Source organism: Adhaeribacter swui (assembly GCF_014217805.1).
GTDB lineage: Bacteria > Bacteroidota > Bacteroidia > Cytophagales > Hymenobacteraceae > Adhaeribacter > Adhaeribacter swui.
This window is the reverse complement of record NZ_CP055156.1, coordinates 544997-560905: the sequence shown is the minus strand read 5'-3', so window position 1 is coordinate 560905 and position 15909 is coordinate 544997. Positions and strand designations below refer to the sequence as shown.

Genomic DNA, 15909 nt, shown 5'->3' with positions numbered 1-15909 from the left:
TAAAACAAAGCGGGGCGCCAGATTTGGCGCCCCGCTTTGTTTTATAAATTAAAATGTTAAAACTAGGCTACTAATAATTTTTCTTCGTGTTGCGATACATCTAAACCAATGCTTTCGTCTTCTGGTGATACGCGTAGCGGTGAAATCAGGTCAGTAATTTTCAATAAAACAAAAGTACCCAGGAAAGAGAAAGCCACTACAATGCCCAAAGCCGTTAAGTGAATCAGGAACAATTTGGTTTCGCCGTAGAATAAACCGTTACCGGTAGTGTTGCCGGGGTTAATGCCTTGGTGTGCAAAAATACCAGTCATTAACATACCTACCATACCACCTATACCGTGGCAAGGAAACACATCCAGGGTGTCGTCTAAGCTGGTTCTGCCTCTCCAGGAAACAGCCAGGTTGCTAATAATAGCGGCAATGGTGCCAATAAAGATACTTACCGAAATACCTACAAAGCCGGCAGCAGGAGTAATGGCCACTAAACCAACTACTACGCCAATACAGAAGCCCATAGCCGAAGGCTTTTTGCCCCGGAATGCATCAAATAAAATCCAGGCTAAACCAGCAGCAGCAGCGGCTGTGTTGGTGGTAGCAAAAGCCGAAGCAGCTAAACCACTGGCGCTAACAGCCGAACCGGCGTTAAAACCAAACCAGCCAAACCATAATAAACCGGTACCAATTAATACAAACGGGATGTTAGCCGGAGTAGTGTGCATCTGATCGGTTTTGCGTTTACCTAAATACATAGCAGAAGCTAAAGCGGCGCAACCAGCCGAAATGTGTACTACAGTACCACCGGCAAAGTCTAAAACGCCCATGTTAAATAAGAAACCTTGTGGGTGCCAGGTCCAGTGCGCAATAGGAGCGTAAATAAACATGCTGAACAAGCAGGCCAATAAGATATAAGAAGTAAAGCGAATTCTTTCGGAAAAAGAGCCAGTAATAAGCGCCGGGGTAATAACCGCGAATTTTAATTGGAAGAAAGCAAATAACACTAACGGAATAGTGGCAGCTAAAGGCCAAGGCTTGCTTTCGAGTACGCCATTAAACATAAAATACGTGCGCGGGTCGCCGATAAAACCACCAATAGAGTCGCCGAAAGCCAGACTGAAGCCCACAACTACCCACAAAATGCTAATAACACCCATGCAGATAAAGCTCTGCAACATCGTTGAAATAACATTTTTAGCATTTACCATGCCTCCGTAAAATAAGGCTAAACCCGGAGTCATTAATAAAACCAAACCTGTTGCTGCCAGCATCCAGGCTACGTCGCCCGAATTTAAATCTTCCGTTGGCATGCTGCCGGGCACTCCCGACAAGGCTACACCCAGTACGCTGATAATAACCAGCATGGAAAAGGGAACGATAGATAATTTTTCTTTCATGGGTAATTAATTAGATGTGATGAATAGTTGATGTACGATTCAAACATAATAATAATTTTAAATTAATACCTAATTTTTAGAGGCAAATTTTTAAAAAATGTACATTAATAGTGAATAATGCCTTTGTAAATAGGTGTAATAGGTTAAAAATACTTAAATAATGAGATTTGTAGATTAAATATAAACTTGTTTGTTGTTTGGGTGCTTAATAATTAAGAGGTGTTGCGTTTTATTTATTGATAAATCAAAATTGCTTATTAAATATAGTGTGGTTTTTTAGAATTAAATGCGTTTTTGCTTCTGGGTATATAGACTATAGAAAGTAAACAGGAATAAAATGCTGATTTTAGATAAACCGGGTTGCTACTACAGAGGTAAGTTAAATTACGTTGTACTGCCAGCTTTGTAGTAAATATGTAGCATTGCCTAAACCTTAATAATAGTAATTACTTATTAGTACAGTTTAGTATAGTAATTAGTAGGGTAGTTAATTTGCCAAGTATGGGGTATTTTATTCTGAAGCTTATTTTTCGGGTTGCTTTAAAAATTTTTTACAGCAAAATAGAAATAAAACAACCTGGCTCGCTGCCAACCAAGGGTCCATTGCTTTTGGTGGCTAACCACCCCAATACTTTTATGGACCCGATTGTTATTGCTTCTTTATTTCAACAAGAAGTTTACTTTATTGCCAAGAGTACCGTTTTTAATACGCCTTTCCGGAAGTGGCTACTCGGCAAAATGAATTTAATTCCGGTTTATCGCCGCGAAGACGGAAATGCTACTGCGGGCGCCAATGAAGCAACTTTTGAAAAATGCTATCAATTTTTACAGGCCGCAGGTACTTTGTTGATTTTTCCGGAAGGAAACAGTTTTAATGAACGCCGGCTACGCCCATTAAAAACCGGCGCTGCCCGAATTGCCCTGGGAGCCGCCGCCCGGAGTAATTTTAACCAACCCGTAACCATACTCCCCGTTGGCTTAAACTATGCAGAACCCACCCGCTTTCGTTCCCGGTTATTTATTTCGGTGGCAGCTCCTATAGCGGTAAGTCAGTGGGCGGCGGTATACCAGCATAATCCGAGCGAGGCAGTAAAACAATTAACCGGACAAATCCGGGAAGCATTGGAAGCACAGGTGATTCATACCTATTCCCAAGAAGACGATGCTTTAGTGAAGCAAGTAGAGGCCGTTTTTAAAAATAAGCTCGTTACAGACCACCAGGTAAATAACAGCGCCGAAGAATTTGAGCTTACCCGGCATATTGTTTCCAGTTTAGAATTTTTTAAAAAATCTGAGCCGGAACGAATAAATAAAATCCAGGAAAAACTAACCGCTTATCTAAGCCAATTAAATCAATTAGGTTTACAAGATCAGCTCTTTTACGATTCTACTGGAAAACGCCATTTAGGAAAGTGGCTGTTTACCTCCGGAATATTTTTTGTGCTCGGGTTTCCTTTGTACCTGTTAGGTTTATTAACCAACTACCTGCCTTACATTATTCCGGCTAAAGTAGCCAAGGCCTTAACCGAGGAAGAAGAATTTGTAGCGCCTATTCTGTTGAGTACCGGTATATTTACCTTTCCTTTGTTTTACTTTCTTGAAGGGTTTATTGTCTGGTATTTAACCCATTCCTTAATTTTACTGCTCCTTTTTTTACTGTTATTGCCCGTTGCTGGTTTTTTTGTGCTTTATTATTACCAGCAAATAAAAAAGGTGCAAGCCACTTTAAAGCTTCAGACTTTATTTTTTAGCCAACGTAAATTAATCAGCAATTTAATGCAGCAGCGGGAGTTGTTAATTGCGGAGCTAGACCTTGCCCGCCAGCAGTACTTACAAAAAATTTAAGTAGTTGCTTTCTGTAAAAAGCAGCTTTGTTTTAGTAAATGAGTTATTTTATTGAAAAGTAAAAGCATAAATTTTTAATTTGAATAAAAAAAAGTAGTATTGCGCTGGTTTAATTAGAAAAAATTAATTTAAACCAACTATCCTTTTCCTAACAGTTCAATAAACCTTTATTAATTATATTTTAAGCAATGAGTGACGTGATGACCAAATTTAAACCGGGCGTATTATTCGGCGACGATGTGCAAGCCTTATTTAATTATGCCAACGAAAATAACTTTGCCCTTCCGGCAGTAAACGTAATTAGCACCGAAACCGTTAATGCGGTGCTGGAAACGGCTAAGGCCGTAAATTCCCCGGTCATCATTCAGTTTTCGAATGGCGGTGCCCAGTATTTTGCTGGTAAAGGCTTAAGCAACGAAGGACAAAAAGCCGCTATTATCGGTGGTATTTCCGGGGCGCATCACGTGCATTTAATGGCCGAAGCTTACGGAGTGCCGGTTGTATTACACACCGACCATGCCGCTAAAAAGTTATTACCCTGGATTGATGGTTTATTAGATGCCGGCGAGAAGTTTTACGCCCAGCACGGTAAGCCATTATACAGCTCGCACATGCTCGATTTATCTGAAGAAGAAATTCAGGAAAACATTGAAACCTGCGCCCGTTATTTAGAGCGCATGAATAAAATGGGCATGACCGTGGAGATTGAACTGGGAGTAACCGGCGGCGAAGAAGACGGCGTTGATAACTCGGATGTAGATGCTTCGCACTTATACACCCAGCCCGAGCACGTAGCTTATGCCTACGAAACTTTAAAAGCCATTAGCGATCATTTTACCGTTGCGGCAGCTTTCGGTAACGTACATGGTGTTTACAAGCCCGGTAACGTTGAGTTGCGTCCCGAAATTTTAAAAAATTCGCAAGAGTTTATTCAGCAAAAATTTGGTACTAAGCCAAACCCGGTAAACTTTGTTTTCCACGGCGGTTCTGGCTCCGAAAAACACAAAATCAAAGAAGCTATTGAGTACGGTGCCGTTAAAATGAATATCGATACCGATATGCAATGGGCTTTCTGGGATGGTATCCGGAATTACTACGAAAACAAAAAAGGCTACCTGCAAGCGCAAATTGGTAACCCCGATGGCGAAGATAGCCCGAACAAAAAATTCTATGACCCTCGGGTGTGGTTACGCGAAGGCGAAAAGAACTTTATCGCCCGTTTAAAAGAAGCTTTTGAAGATTTAAATGCTTTAAACCGCAACTAAAAATTAAAAAATTTAAAAAAAGAAGCCACTGGAATTATTCAGTGGCTTCTTTTTTAAATTTTCGGCAATTACCTAATGGTTAAACTCTGGAAGTTTGCGTTTACCAGAAGGGTGTAAGTTTGTAAAGCATCGTCTTTTGTAATCTGGCTTAAGGCAATGGTTTGCTCATCTAATTCGGCTGTAGTTATTTCAAAAGGTAAACCGTGGAGCACAATTTTACAAACTTTGTAAGTAGGCGTAAAATTACCGGTGGCGGTTTGCTGTAAGTTTAAACTTTGCGTGGTGCCCACTGTAGCAAATTTCTTTATCATACAATCTCCGTTTTGGTAGCCATAGCCATCGCCGGCATCTTCGAACAACGTGCTTTGGTGTGCTCCGTTTTTGTGGTATACGTGTAACGTTAACGCTTCAATTGCTTTTTCCCCGACGTATTGCTGCACCGGGTACATGGGAATAACAGCGCCGGCCTGCACGTACAGCGGTATCCGGTCTAACTTGGCTTCGGCCCAAACTTCTTTGCCGCCCGCCACTATTTCATCGGTCCAGTAATAATACCAGTTGCCTCGCGGTAAATACAACCAGCGCCCATCGGCTTCGGGCTGGGTAATGGGGCAAACCAGCAAATTTTCGCCTAACCCAAATTCAGCCATGCGCAGGTACGTTTCCGAGTCGTATTGGTCCAGGTAAACCAAAGGTTTTAACATGGGGGTGCCGTAGGTGACGTACTGCCAAAAGGTAGTATACATGTAGGGCATAAACTGGTAGCGCAATTGAATAAACTTCCGGGCCAAATTGGTATTTTCATCGCCAAACGACCAAGGTTCCTGATCGCCGTGGTCGCCGGAAGAATGGGTCCGGCAAAAAGGATGAAATACTCCTAAAGCCAGCCACCGGATGTATAATTCGCCGGAAGGAGTATCAATAAATCCGCCAATATCGGAGCCGGCAAACGAGTAGCCCGAAATACTTAACCGCTGGCATTGAATGTTGGCTAGCCACATGTGTTCCCAACTGGCAATGTTATCGCCGGTCCAGGTGGCGGCAAAACGCTGCACCCCGGAATAACCCGAACGGGTTATGGTAAATGGCCGGTTGGGGTAAGCGTATTTTTTTACTCCCTGGTTGGTAGCCCGGGCCATTTGCATGCCATAAATGTTATGGGCTTTTTTATGGCTGCACGAATTCCCATCATAATCAAAACGAACGTCATCCGGGAAAGTGCCTTGTTCAAACACGGCGGGTTCATTCATGTCGTTCCAAACGCCTTTAATGCCGCTAGCCAATAAATCTTTAAACAAACCGGCCCACCATTCGCGCACATTCGGGCGCGTAAAATCCGGGAAATTGCAAAGCCCGGGCCATACCGAACCTTTCATGAGGGGGCCGTCAGCCCGTCGGCAGAAATAATCGTTGGCTAGGCCTTCTTGATAAACCCAGTAATCTTTGTCTATTTTAATGCCCGGGTCAATAATAACTACCATTTTAAAACCGTCATCCGCCAGTTCTTGTACCATGCGTTTGGGTTCTGGAAAACGATCTTTGCTCCAAGTAAAACACCGGAAACCTTCCATGTAATCAATATCCAGGTAAATGGCGTCGCAGGGAATTTGCCGATCGCGAAAACCGGCTGCTATTTCTTTTACCCGCTGCTCGGGGTAATAACTCCATTTACACTGGTGATAACCTAAAGCCCACAAGGGAGGCAATTCCGGTTTGCCAGTTAAATTGGTGTACTGGGCGGTTACTTCTACTAACTCGGGTCCGTAAATAAAGTAATAATTCATTTCGCCACCCATGGCCCAGTAGCTGGTTACATTGCTGCGTTCGGCGGCAAAATCAAAATAACTCCGGAAACTATTGTCGAAGAACATGCCGTACGCAATTTTCTGGTGCAAGCCAATGTAAAACGGAATATTTTTGTAAAGCGGGTCGGAGTTTTTACCATAACCGTAAGTGTCGCTGCCCCAGTTTTGCACCCGTTTACCCCGCAGGTTCATGTTAAAAGCTTTATCGCCGAGCCCGTAATAATGCTCGCCGCCTTGTACCTTTTTGCTTATTTTTACAATGTCGTTGCCAGTTTCGCGGTCGTATTCCCAGTGGAAACCTCTTTCGTCTTCAATTAAAATCGTACCCGATTTATCGAGTATTCTAACTGAGAGATTTTCTTTCCAGATGGTAATTATAATGCGGTTGGTAGTAATGCGGTAATGGTCGGGTTTTTCTTTAAATTCTAAAGTAGGCTTTTCGGGTTGGTAAGTTTCCGATAGGGCATAAGAAAAATCCCGTGGAAAATCGCCATCAACGGCATACCGGAACCGGATAATTTTATCGGTTACTGCTTTAACGTGTAAAATAACATTATTCTCGCAGTAAAAGTAAAAGTCATTATTTTCGTATTTACAATCCAGTATAGCACCGGCAAACAGTTCTCCTTTTTTGTTTGCCAGGTCATTTAACATGTAATTACCTTCTTGGATTATATTTTCCATATAATTGTATTAGAATTATTTAAGTTGGTTGGAGGAGGAGTAGATTTGGCGCAGAAAAAAATAATAATTTTTTAAATTATTTATTTGAATTGATATTTCTTTATTAAATTCGTAAAAAAAATAAAGGATTATTAAATACATTAGCCATAATTCGGTTGATATTTAGATTACAACTAAATATTTGTTGTTATTAAAAGTAAGTAGTACCCGCAATTTTTCGTATTATACTTCTTTGGAATGTTTCCTTTCCAGAAGAAATTTAACGAATATATATAGTATTTTTTGATTATTTAATATTCAAATAGGAATAATTCATAAAAAATAAATTATTGGTTCTGTTTTCAGACGTTGTTAAAGAAGCTACTTACATGAAAAAGCTAAAAGTATTGATGTTAGGTTGGGAGTTCCCCCCAATTGTTACTGGCGGATTAGGTGCTGCCTGTTATGGTATCTCTAAATCTCTGGCAGGTAAGGTCGATCTTACGCTCATCCTGCCTAAATCGGACCCGGATTTTATTCTTCAAAATGTAGATTTAACCGGTCTTAACAACATCGATATTCAGAATATTAAAGCAGAATTTACCAAACCAGAATATTCGGCTTTTGGCGAGGTTATGTACGTGCCGGCTAACATTTTACCTTACCAGGAAGCCGAGGAACAAGTAGCTATAGTTCCGGAAACTAGCACTACTAAAAGCGAACAGGCCGCCGAAACTGTTACGGCTCCGGTTAAACCCGCCTATCATCCAGTTACAATTACCGAGCCAGTAGAAGAGCTAAACGTGTTTGGCCACACCAGCCTCGAAAAAATGGATGCTAATTCAGCGGTTATCCAGTATGCCCGGTATGCTACCCGGTTGGCTTCGCAAAAAGACTTTGATGTTATTTATGCCCACGACTGGATGACTTTTCTGGCCGGGGTAGAATTAAAATTGGTAAGTGGTAAGCCTTTGGTGGTACACGTGCACTCGCTTAGCTACGACCGGGCCGGTAAAGATAGCCAGGGATGGATTTATGAGCTGGAAAAACAAGCCTTAGAAAAAGCTGATTTTATAATTCCGGTGAGTGAGTACACGTCCAAGATAATTCAAACGCAGTACGGGATTTCGCCGGAACGTATCCAGTCGGTTTACAACGGTATTGATCCGAAACAGCCGGTACGTAAAGAAAAATCGTCGGACGAAGACAAGCTGGTTTTGTTTTTGGGCCGGATAACTGAACAAAAAGGAGCTTCTTATTTCCTGGATATTGCCGCTAAAGTATTAGAGCAAACAAAAGATGTGCAGTTTGTAATGGCGGGTACTGGTAACCAGTTGCAAGAACTGTTAAACTCTGATCAATATTTACAACTAGATAATAAATTTGAATTTACCGGGTTTTTGGACCGGGAGAAAGTTGATAATTTGTTAGCCATTGCTGATGTGTATTGCATGCCTTCGGTATCCGAACCTTTTGGATTATCGGCCATTGAAGCGGCACAATACGGTGTGCCAACCGTACTCTCCAACCAATCTGGTGCTGCGGAGGTGTTGCACAGTGCTTTAAAAGCTGATTATAATGATACCGAAACGATGGCGGCGCACATTATTTCTTTACTGCAGGATGAAACGTTGCGGGAAAAAGTAATTACTGATTCTTACCAGGACATTGAATCACTTACCTGGGAAAATGCCGCTGAGGAGATTCTGGAAATTTTGGAGAAAGTAGTAGAACAAGCGTAATTTTTAAAATTTTTACTTTTCTACGCTATCATATATAACAAAGCCCGACTATTTAGTCGGCCTTTGTTATTTTAAGTTAACGGCATTTACGTTTAGGCTATGCAATATTGCCTTTTTTCAATTCTTTAACGGCGTAATCAGCAGCCCGGGCGGTTAAAGCCATATACGTGAGAGATGGATTCTGGCAAGCGGCCGAAGTCATACAGGCGCCATCGGTTACAAACACGTTTTTAACTTCGTGCATTTGGTTAAAAGCATTTAATACCGACGTTTTAGGATCGCGGCCCATACGAGCGGTGCCCATCTCGTGAATTGCCATACCGGGATAAGAACCATTATCGTAGGTGGTCACATTTTTAAGACCAGCGGCTTCCAACATCTCGGCAGCATCGTTCATCATATCTTTCCGCATTTTCATTTCGTTGTCTTTAAACTCGGCGTCAATGTCCAGGGTAGGTAAGCCCCATTTATCTTTCCGTTCTTTGTTTAAAGTAACCCGGTTATCGGAGTAGGGCAGGCATTCGCCAAAACCAGTTAAGTTCATCTTCCACTGTCCGGGTTTGGTGAGTTCTTCTTTAAAGTTAGCGCCAATGCCCATTTCGGCCACGCCGCGCATCCAGCTATCGCGGCTAGCGCCACCTTGGTAGCCAAAACCCCGGATGTAGTCGCGTTTTTCGTTACCTAAATTGCGGAAACGCGGAATGTAAATGCCATTAGCCCGGCGGCCATAGTAATATTGATCTTCAAAACCTTCGGCTTCACCGGTAGCGCCAATCCGGAAATGATGATCCATTAAATTACGGCCTAATTCCCCGCTGGAGTTACCTAAACCATTCGGGAAACGGTTAGAGATTGAATTTAACAGGATGAAAGTGGTACCCAGCGTAGAGCCGTTTACAAAAATGATTTTGGCAAAGTAATCGGTAGTAGCGCTTGTTTCTGTGTTTATTACCGTTACCCCAGTAGCTTTATTTAGTTTTTCATCAAAAATAATGTTGCTTACTAAAGAGTGGGGCTGCAAGGTAAGATTACCAGTTGCCACGGCCGCGGGTAACGTAGAAGCCTGGGTGCTAAAATAAGCGCCGAAAGGGCAGCCCCGGCTACACAAATTACGATATTGGCAAGAGGCCCGTCCGTTATGCGGTTGAGTTAAGTTAGCTACGCGGCCAATGGTAAGGTGGCGGCCTTTAAACTTAGATTCAATGTGTTTTTTAACTTCTTTCTCCACGCAGTTTAACTCCATGGGCGGCAAAAACTCGCCGTCGGGCAGGTGGGGTATGTTTTCTTTGGCGCCACTAATGCCCGCAAATTTCTCTACGTAATCGTACCAGGGCGCAATATCTTTGTACCGGATGGGCCAATCCACGGCAATACCTTGTTTGGCATTGGCTTCAAAGTCCAGATCGGCGAGGCGATAAGACTGCCGCCCCCACATGATAGATTTACCCCCTACAATATTGCCCCGGTACCAGTCAAAACGTTTTTTCTCGCTATAAGGCGCATCGTTATCATTTATCCAGAAACTTTCGTTGGTTTCGTTATAAGGGTAATCCCGGCTTAAGTAAGGGTGGGTTTCTTTTTGCGCTAAAGTGATTTTACCGCGGTGAGCAAACTCCCAGGGATGTTTCATGGCGGTAGTGTAATCTTTTACGTGCTCTACGTTCCGGCCCCGTTCGAGTAATAAAACTTTTAAGCCTTTTTCGGTGAGTTCTTTGGCGGCCCAACCGCCACTGATGCCCGAGCCAATAACTATAGCGTCGTAGGTATTTTGTTCTTTTGCTTTACCGTTTATATTCATGAAAAGAGAAATCTAAAGAATTTTTTAAAAAATAGGCGTTCGGAGATGTTATAGTGGCCCTGATTAAGTAGCCCAACCTTTCTGACCTGGTTTTAATGGAACGCAACCTTCAAACTTACCGGGCACATGCACATAGGCTAAGGCTTTGGTAGCGCCTAACTCCGAGGTAAAATAGCCCACTAGCGTCATTTCTTTCATCATCGAGAAGAACGGCGGTTCAGCTTCTTTCTCTTTTTCGGCGCGGGTTTTAGCTTGGGCTTTTATTCGGTTTTGTTCTTCCCGTTCTGCTTTAGCTAAGGCCTCTTCTTTCTGGAGCAATGCTACTTGTTGGTCGGGTTTGCAATCTAAAAATTCGGTGCCGTGGGCTTGTTTGGCACGCTCATCTAAAGTATCTAATCCTTTAAAAAAACGTTGCTGATCCTTTTCCGGATAACAATCGGCCAACATGATTAATACATAATCCGGAACTTTAGCTTCTTTGGCCCCCGGAGTGTCGGTGGCCGGAATAATAATTTCCGTGATTTCCTCAATCATGGCTTTGTGTTTATCCGAGACAAGGGTAGTAGTTTTAGTGTCTTGGTTGTTGCTGGTTTTAGTTTCGCAACTGTACAACAAGCCAGATAGGAGCGGAGCGGAAATGGTACTGCCCATTAAAGCGGCCACGCGCAGCATAGCTTCTCTTCTGTCCATTAGTTAATTTTTGAAAGGGAGTTAGATTTACAATTAATTGTAAACAATTTACAAGATTTTATTTCAAAAACTACTTAAGTATTTATACGATTTGAGAATTATATATCTGGAATAATGAATTATAATTTTTATTAGTTAATTTTTAAAAAATAAAGTTTTTTGTTTGAAAAAGTATAAAGGTAAAAACATAAAAAAAGCAGGTATTTACCCTACTTTTTCGTATAAATCTTAAAACTATAATGGCTGCTTAACTAAATTCTGGCTTTCTTTTAAAAACCAGAGCGGTGCGGTTGGTGCTATAAATGCGTAGCTTCGCAACTCCTTCTTCGGTGTAAGTAAAATATTCCACTGTTGAATCTATGCGGTTAAAGCCTCCGAAATCAGCATCATCTGAAGTTAAAATAAGCTGGTAGGTGCCGGGTTCGGGCACGGTAAAAGTGTACCCGAATATAGAATTTTGTATACTAAAGTTGAAAACAAAGATGAGGTTAGCCCGCTCGAAAACGATAATATTGTTGGCGGTATCCATATTTAGTTGCTGGGCCTGGGGAGCAGCTAAAACGTGATTTTTTAAAATAGTTTTAATCATAGCCTGATCAAAATTCCCCATAAACTTATATTTTAAGTCTGGGTTATCAATCAAGGACCATTGCCGGCGGGCGTGTTTATGACTCCAGTTATTGCCTTGCCGCGGAAAATCTACCCACTCCGGATGGCCAAACTCGTTGCCAATAAAATTCAAATAACCTTCGCCGCCCAAAGAAATGGTGATAAGCCGAATCATTTTGTGTAAAGCTATGCCCCGGTCGATAATTAAGTTAGGGTCGTTTACGCTCATGTGAAAATACATTTCTTTATCCATGAGCCAAAAGGCCAGGGTTTTATCGCCCACTAAGGCCTGGTCGTGCGACTCGGCATAAGCAATGGTTTTTTCCAGGTACCGCCGATTGGTAAGTACGCCCCACATCTCGTAAATATTCCAATCTTCGTCGCGGGTATGTTTTAAAAGCTTAATCCAGTAATCCGGAATACCCATGCCTAACCGGTAATCGAAACCAACACCTCCGTGCTCTATGGGCCGGCAAAGGCCCGGCATGCCGCTCATGTCTTCGGCAATGCAAATAGCGCCGGGTTTTACTTCCTGCACCAGGGTGGTAGCCAGTTGCAAGTATAGTATGGCATCGTTATCTACTCCTTCCACAAAATATTTGCTGTAGTTGTCAAAAGCTACGCCTTCGCCGTGGTGGTGGTACAACATGGAGGTAACCCCATCAAACCGGAAACCATCGAAATGAAACTCTTCGAGCCAGTATCTTAAGTTTGAAAGTAAAAATTGTTGAACCTCTGGTTTGCCGTAGTTAAATAACCGCGAATCCCAACCAGGGTGGAAGCCCCGCGGACCCGCATGAAAATACTGATCACCGGAACCATCAAAATTAGCTAAACCTTCGGCAATGTTTTTAACCGCGTGGGAGTGTACCACATCCATAATCACGGCGATACCTAATTTGTGGGCTTCGTTTACCAGATATTTTAAATCTTCGGGCGTGCCAAAACGCGAAGACGGCGCGAAAAAGTTAGATACATGGTAGCCAAACGAACCGTAATACGGGTGTTCCATTACGGCCATTAACTGAATGCAATTATAACCGCCCCGGTGAATGCGGGGTAAAATCTCATCGGCAAATTCGCGGTATGTTCCAACGCCTTCTTTTTCCTGCGCCATGCCGGTATGGCATTCATAAATTACAGGTTCGGTAATAGTAGAAACTGAAAAGGCTTCGTCGGTCCAGATAAACGATTCTTCGGGCAACCATACCTGGCCGGCAAAATCATAACTAACCGGATCCTGAACGGCACGCCGAATGTAAGGCGGAATCCGGTCGAGTTGCCCATTGGCCGCATCTACGTGTACTTTTACTTTGGTTTGATGCCCAAATACGTTGGCGTATTCCTGATCTGGTAAAAATATTTCCCAAATACCTCCTTCCTTTTTTTGCAAAGGATGCGAGCTACGATTCCAGTTATTAAAATCGCCGATTAGAGAAAGTTGCCGGGCGGCTGGTGCCCACTCCCGGTACCACCAACCTTCATTTTTAGGATCGTAATTAATGCCTAAATATTGGTGCTGATTGGCAAAATCAGGAAGTGATCCGTATTGTTGTTGTATTTGCTCCAGGGTTAAGTTAAACTGGTCCTGGCGTTTAATTATATCTGGGGTAAAAGGACTAAGCCAGCCATCGTCTTTAACTAATTGGGGTATGTTCTCTATTTCTTCCATACAGGCTATGTTCTTGCGTAAATTGTATGTCCCGGTAAACGAATCTTTGCCTTGGTAAGATAAGGTTTTTGCCAGTTTTAATTCTTTTTTTTTTGTTTTTGGCAAATTGTACTTCCTGTTGTAAAGGTAAAAAACTAGCGCCGGCGTTAAATTTTAAAAATTTTTCATTTTCGGCAGCGCTATTACCAACCCTATTTCTTTTTTTGTTCTTTGATTACTATCCGGGTTAAATGCGGGTGTTTCTTCTCACTACAAAAAACAGAAAAGCCCTTCTGCTTCTAACAAAAGGGCTTTTCTACTATATTTTTAAAAAAATCAAATTGTCATGATTTCTGATTCTTTTTTACTCAGCAGGTCATCTACTTTTACAATGTAAGAATCGGTAAGCTTTTGCACTTTTACCTCTGCATCTTTAATGGCATCTTCGGCAGCACCTTCTTTTAAAAGCTTGCGCAAAGAATCGTTAACATCTTTGCGAATGTTACGAACCCGTACTTTGCCGCTTTCGCCTTCGCCTTTAGCTTGCTTTACCAAATCCCGCCGACGTTGTTCGGTTAAAGCCGGAATATTTAAACGTACGGCATCGGCCTCTTGTAATGGATTTAAACCTAAATCACTGTTTTTTATAGCTTTATTAATTTCACCCAGCATATTTTTTTCCCAAGGTTTAATTAATAAAGTACGGGTATCGGGGGTGCTGATGTTAGCTACCTGCGAAATAGGCGTGGAAGTGCCATAATAATCTACCCGTAAATCTTCAATCATAGCGGGTGAAGCTTTTCCGGCCCGAATTTTACTTAGTTCAACACCCGTATGCTGTAAGGCCTTGGCCATTGATTCTTCTGCTTCGCTGAGATAAAACTGAATTTCTTCTTCCATACAATTAAGTTATCGATATAATAAGCGCAGTTAAAACTAAACGCTAAACGTACGTAAAAAAGTAATATTTTAAATAATTACAAAATGTAAAAAATAGCGGAATGTGAAACGGTAAACTGCTACGTTTAAGAAGATACCAAGGTGCCCACCGAATCATCGCCGTCTAAAATACGACGTAAGTTGCCCGCCCGGTTCATGTCGAATACAATAATAGGCAGGTCATTTTCTTTACAAAGTGTGAAAGCCGTCATGTCCATTACGTTCAGGTTTTTCTCAAATACATCCTGAAAAGTAAGATGCGTAAAACGAACTGCATCCGGATTTTTTTCGGGGTCGGCTGTATAAATGCCATCTACGCGGGTTCCTTTTAAAACCACATCGGCCTCAATCTCAACGGCCCGCAAGCTAGCCGCCGAATCGGTAGTGAAATACGGGCTACCAATGCCTGCTCCAAAAATTACCACTCTGCCTTTTTCTAAGTGGCGCATGGCCCGGCGGCGGATGTAAGGCTCACAAACTTGCTGAATATTGATACCGGAGAGCAACCGGGTTGTAATACCTTCTTTTTCTAAAGCGCTTTGCAGGGCCATACTGTTAATAACCGTAGCTAGCATGCCCATGTAATCGCCTTGTACCCGGTCTAAGCCCATGGAGTCGGCCTGTGAACCGCGGTAGATATTACCGCCACCAATTACTACCGCAATTTCGGCTCCTTGTTCGGCGGCTCCTTTAATTTCGTGCGCATATTGGATCAGGCGTTTGGTATCAATACCATATTGTTGCTCGCCCATTAGCGCTTCGCCGCTTAATTTTAAAAGAATTCGTTTGTATTTCATTTAGCTTATTACCCAAAGTTTAAACTCTTTGGTTTTAATTAATTATTAGTCCGTTTAAATGCACCAGTTTAGTTAATTGCTGGTTGTAGTTACTGCCCTTAAAGTTAAATGGTAATTGCTCTTACTTTTCTAACCTGCGCTTTGTGCCCAGGCAAACTTAAAATTCCAGAATAACCTGATTTTTTTCTACGTTCTGGCGTACGGCCACTTTAATGGCTTTTACTAAACCATCGCCCGGCGATTTTAAAATATTTTCCATTTTCATGGCTTCCAAAATTATTATGGGGTCTCCTTTTTTTACCTCTTGGCCCACAGAAACTTTTATGTCAAGGATTAAACCGGGCATGGGCGCTTTTACTTCGTTAATCTTATTCGCATTCACCTGGCTCATACCCATTTTTTCTAAAAGCAGGTCAAAGCGATCCTGCAAAGCTAGCTCGTGTAATTGGCCATTTACTTTAATAATAAATGTTTTAGTTACATAATCCGCTTTAACTAGTTCGGCCGTAAAAGATTGGTGGTTATGGATAATGTGAAATCGGTTAGCGCCAAGAGGCACAAAATCCCAGGAAAAAGGAGCAGTATCTACAAGTATTTCATTTTTTTTGATATCAATCTGCCATTGTTTTCCGTTAGCAGTTTTTACTTGTAGCATAATAATGATATTCTTTTGGGCCCCAAATATAATTGAAATCCGGAAGTAAATGTAGAAAT

General features: G+C 42.1%; 11 protein-coding genes. 3 read left to right on the top strand and 8 right to left on the bottom strand.

The window, feature by feature from the left end:
* Nucleotides 1-62: 62 nt before the first annotated feature.
* Nucleotides 63-1391 carry an ammonium transporter gene (locus tag HUW51_RS03485; protein WP_185272608.1) on the bottom strand — a complete coding sequence of 443 codons (1329 nt, stop codon included), beginning with the start codon at nt 1389-1391 and terminating at the stop codon, nt 63-65.
* 501 nt (nt 1392-1892) lie between these two features.
* On the opposite strand from HUW51_RS03485, the gene HUW51_RS03480 reads away from it, so the two are divergent.
* Together HUW51_RS03480 and fbaA are read left to right on the top strand one after the other, a co-directional pair.
* Complete coding sequence (locus HUW51_RS03480) at nt 1893-3236, top strand: 1-acyl-sn-glycerol-3-phosphate acyltransferase (RefSeq protein WP_185272607.1); 1344 nt, start codon at nt 1893-1895, stop codon at nt 3234-3236.
* A gap of 188 nt (nt 3237-3424) precedes the next feature.
* Nucleotides 3425-4501 carry a class II fructose-bisphosphate aldolase gene (fbaA, locus tag HUW51_RS03475; RefSeq protein WP_185272606.1) on the top strand — a complete coding sequence of 359 codons (1077 nt, stop codon included), beginning with the start codon at nt 3425-3427 and terminating at the stop codon, nt 4499-4501.
* A 68-nt stretch (nt 4502-4569) separates the two neighbouring features.
* Here fbaA and HUW51_RS03470 read toward each other — a convergent pair whose 3' ends face one another.
* Nucleotides 4570-6990 (bottom strand): glycoside hydrolase family 31 protein, encoded by a 2421-nt coding sequence (locus HUW51_RS03470; RefSeq protein ID WP_228466925.1) that lies wholly within the window; start codon nt 6988-6990, stop codon nt 4570-4572.
* A gap of 368 nt (nt 6991-7358) precedes the next feature.
* Between HUW51_RS03470 and HUW51_RS03465 the strand changes: the two genes are divergently transcribed.
* The gene (locus HUW51_RS03465; protein ID WP_185272605.1) at nt 7359-8711 is read left to right on the top strand and encodes a glycosyltransferase; all 1353 of its coding nucleotides are present in this window, start codon (nt 7359-7361) and stop codon (nt 8709-8711) included.
* A 97-nt stretch (nt 8712-8808) separates the two neighbouring features.
* Here the strand turns inward: HUW51_RS03465 and HUW51_RS03460 are convergent, their stop codons facing one another.
* The 6 genes from HUW51_RS03460 to HUW51_RS03435 form a co-directional block, all read right to left on the bottom strand.
* Nucleotides 8809-10509 carry a GMC family oxidoreductase gene (locus tag HUW51_RS03460; protein WP_185272604.1) on the bottom strand — a complete coding sequence of 567 codons (1701 nt, stop codon included), beginning with the start codon at nt 10507-10509 and terminating at the stop codon, nt 8809-8811.
* Between the two features lie 63 nt (nt 10510-10572).
* Nucleotides 10573-11199: a gluconate 2-dehydrogenase subunit 3 family protein gene (locus HUW51_RS03455; protein ID WP_185272603.1), complete on the bottom strand. Its 627-nt coding sequence runs from the start codon at nt 11197-11199 to the stop codon at nt 10573-10575.
* Nucleotides 11200-11446: 247 nt separating this feature from the next.
* Nucleotides 11447-13480 (bottom strand): alpha amylase C-terminal domain-containing protein, encoded by a 2034-nt coding sequence (locus HUW51_RS03450; RefSeq protein WP_185274420.1) that lies wholly within the window; start codon nt 13478-13480, stop codon nt 11447-11449.
* 315 nt (nt 13481-13795) lie between these two features.
* Nucleotides 13796-14359: a ribosome recycling factor gene (gene frr, locus HUW51_RS03445; RefSeq protein ID WP_185272602.1), complete on the bottom strand. Its 564-nt coding sequence runs from the start codon at nt 14357-14359 to the stop codon at nt 13796-13798.
* Between the two features lie 125 nt (nt 14360-14484).
* The gene (pyrH, locus tag HUW51_RS03440; protein ID WP_185272601.1) at nt 14485-15195 is read right to left on the bottom strand and encodes a UMP kinase; all 711 of its coding nucleotides are present in this window, start codon (nt 15193-15195) and stop codon (nt 14485-14487) included.
* Between the two features lie 157 nt (nt 15196-15352).
* Nucleotides 15353-15850 (bottom strand): acetyl-CoA carboxylase biotin carboxyl carrier protein subunit, encoded by a 498-nt coding sequence (locus HUW51_RS03435; protein WP_185272600.1) that lies wholly within the window; start codon nt 15848-15850, stop codon nt 15353-15355.
* Nucleotides 15851-15909 lie beyond the last annotated feature (59 nt).

What these genes read in the sequence shown, in the direction of transcription:
- HUW51_RS03470 (WP_228466925.1), bottom strand. Translation starts at nt 6,990, where the DNA reads ATGGAAAATATAATCCAAGAAGGTAATTACATGTTAAATGACCTGGCA.
- HUW51_RS03435 (WP_185272600.1), bottom strand. Translation starts at nt 15,850, where the DNA reads ATGCTACAAGTAAAAACTGCTAACGGAAAACAATGGCAGATTGATATC.
- HUW51_RS03460 (WP_185272604.1), bottom strand. Translation starts at nt 10,509, where the DNA reads ATGAATATAAACGGTAAAGCAAAAGAACAAAATACCTACGACGCTATA.
- HUW51_RS03465 (WP_185272605.1), top strand. Translation starts at nt 7,359, where the DNA reads ATGAAAAAGCTAAAAGTATTGATGTTAGGTTGGGAGTTCCCCCCAATT.
- pyrH (WP_185272601.1), bottom strand. Translation starts at nt 15,195, where the DNA reads ATGAAATACAAACGAATTCTTTTAAAATTAAGCGGCGAAGCGCTAATG.
- frr (WP_185272602.1), bottom strand. Translation starts at nt 14,359, where the DNA reads ATGGAAGAAGAAATTCAGTTTTATCTCAGCGAAGCAGAAGAATCAATG.
- HUW51_RS03450 (WP_185274420.1), bottom strand. Translation starts at nt 13,480, where the DNA reads ATGGAAGAAATAGAGAACATACCCCAATTAGTTAAAGACGATGGCTGG.
- HUW51_RS03485 (WP_185272608.1), bottom strand. Translation starts at nt 1,391, where the DNA reads ATGAAAGAAAAATTATCTATCGTTCCCTTTTCCATGCTGGTTATTATC.
- HUW51_RS03455 (WP_185272603.1), bottom strand. Translation starts at nt 11,199, where the DNA reads ATGGACAGAAGAGAAGCTATGCTGCGCGTGGCCGCTTTAATGGGCAGT.
- HUW51_RS03480 (WP_185272607.1), top strand. Translation starts at nt 1,893, where the DNA reads ATGGGGTATTTTATTCTGAAGCTTATTTTTCGGGTTGCTTTAAAAATT.
- fbaA (WP_185272606.1), top strand. Translation starts at nt 3,425, where the DNA reads ATGAGTGACGTGATGACCAAATTTAAACCGGGCGTATTATTCGGCGAC.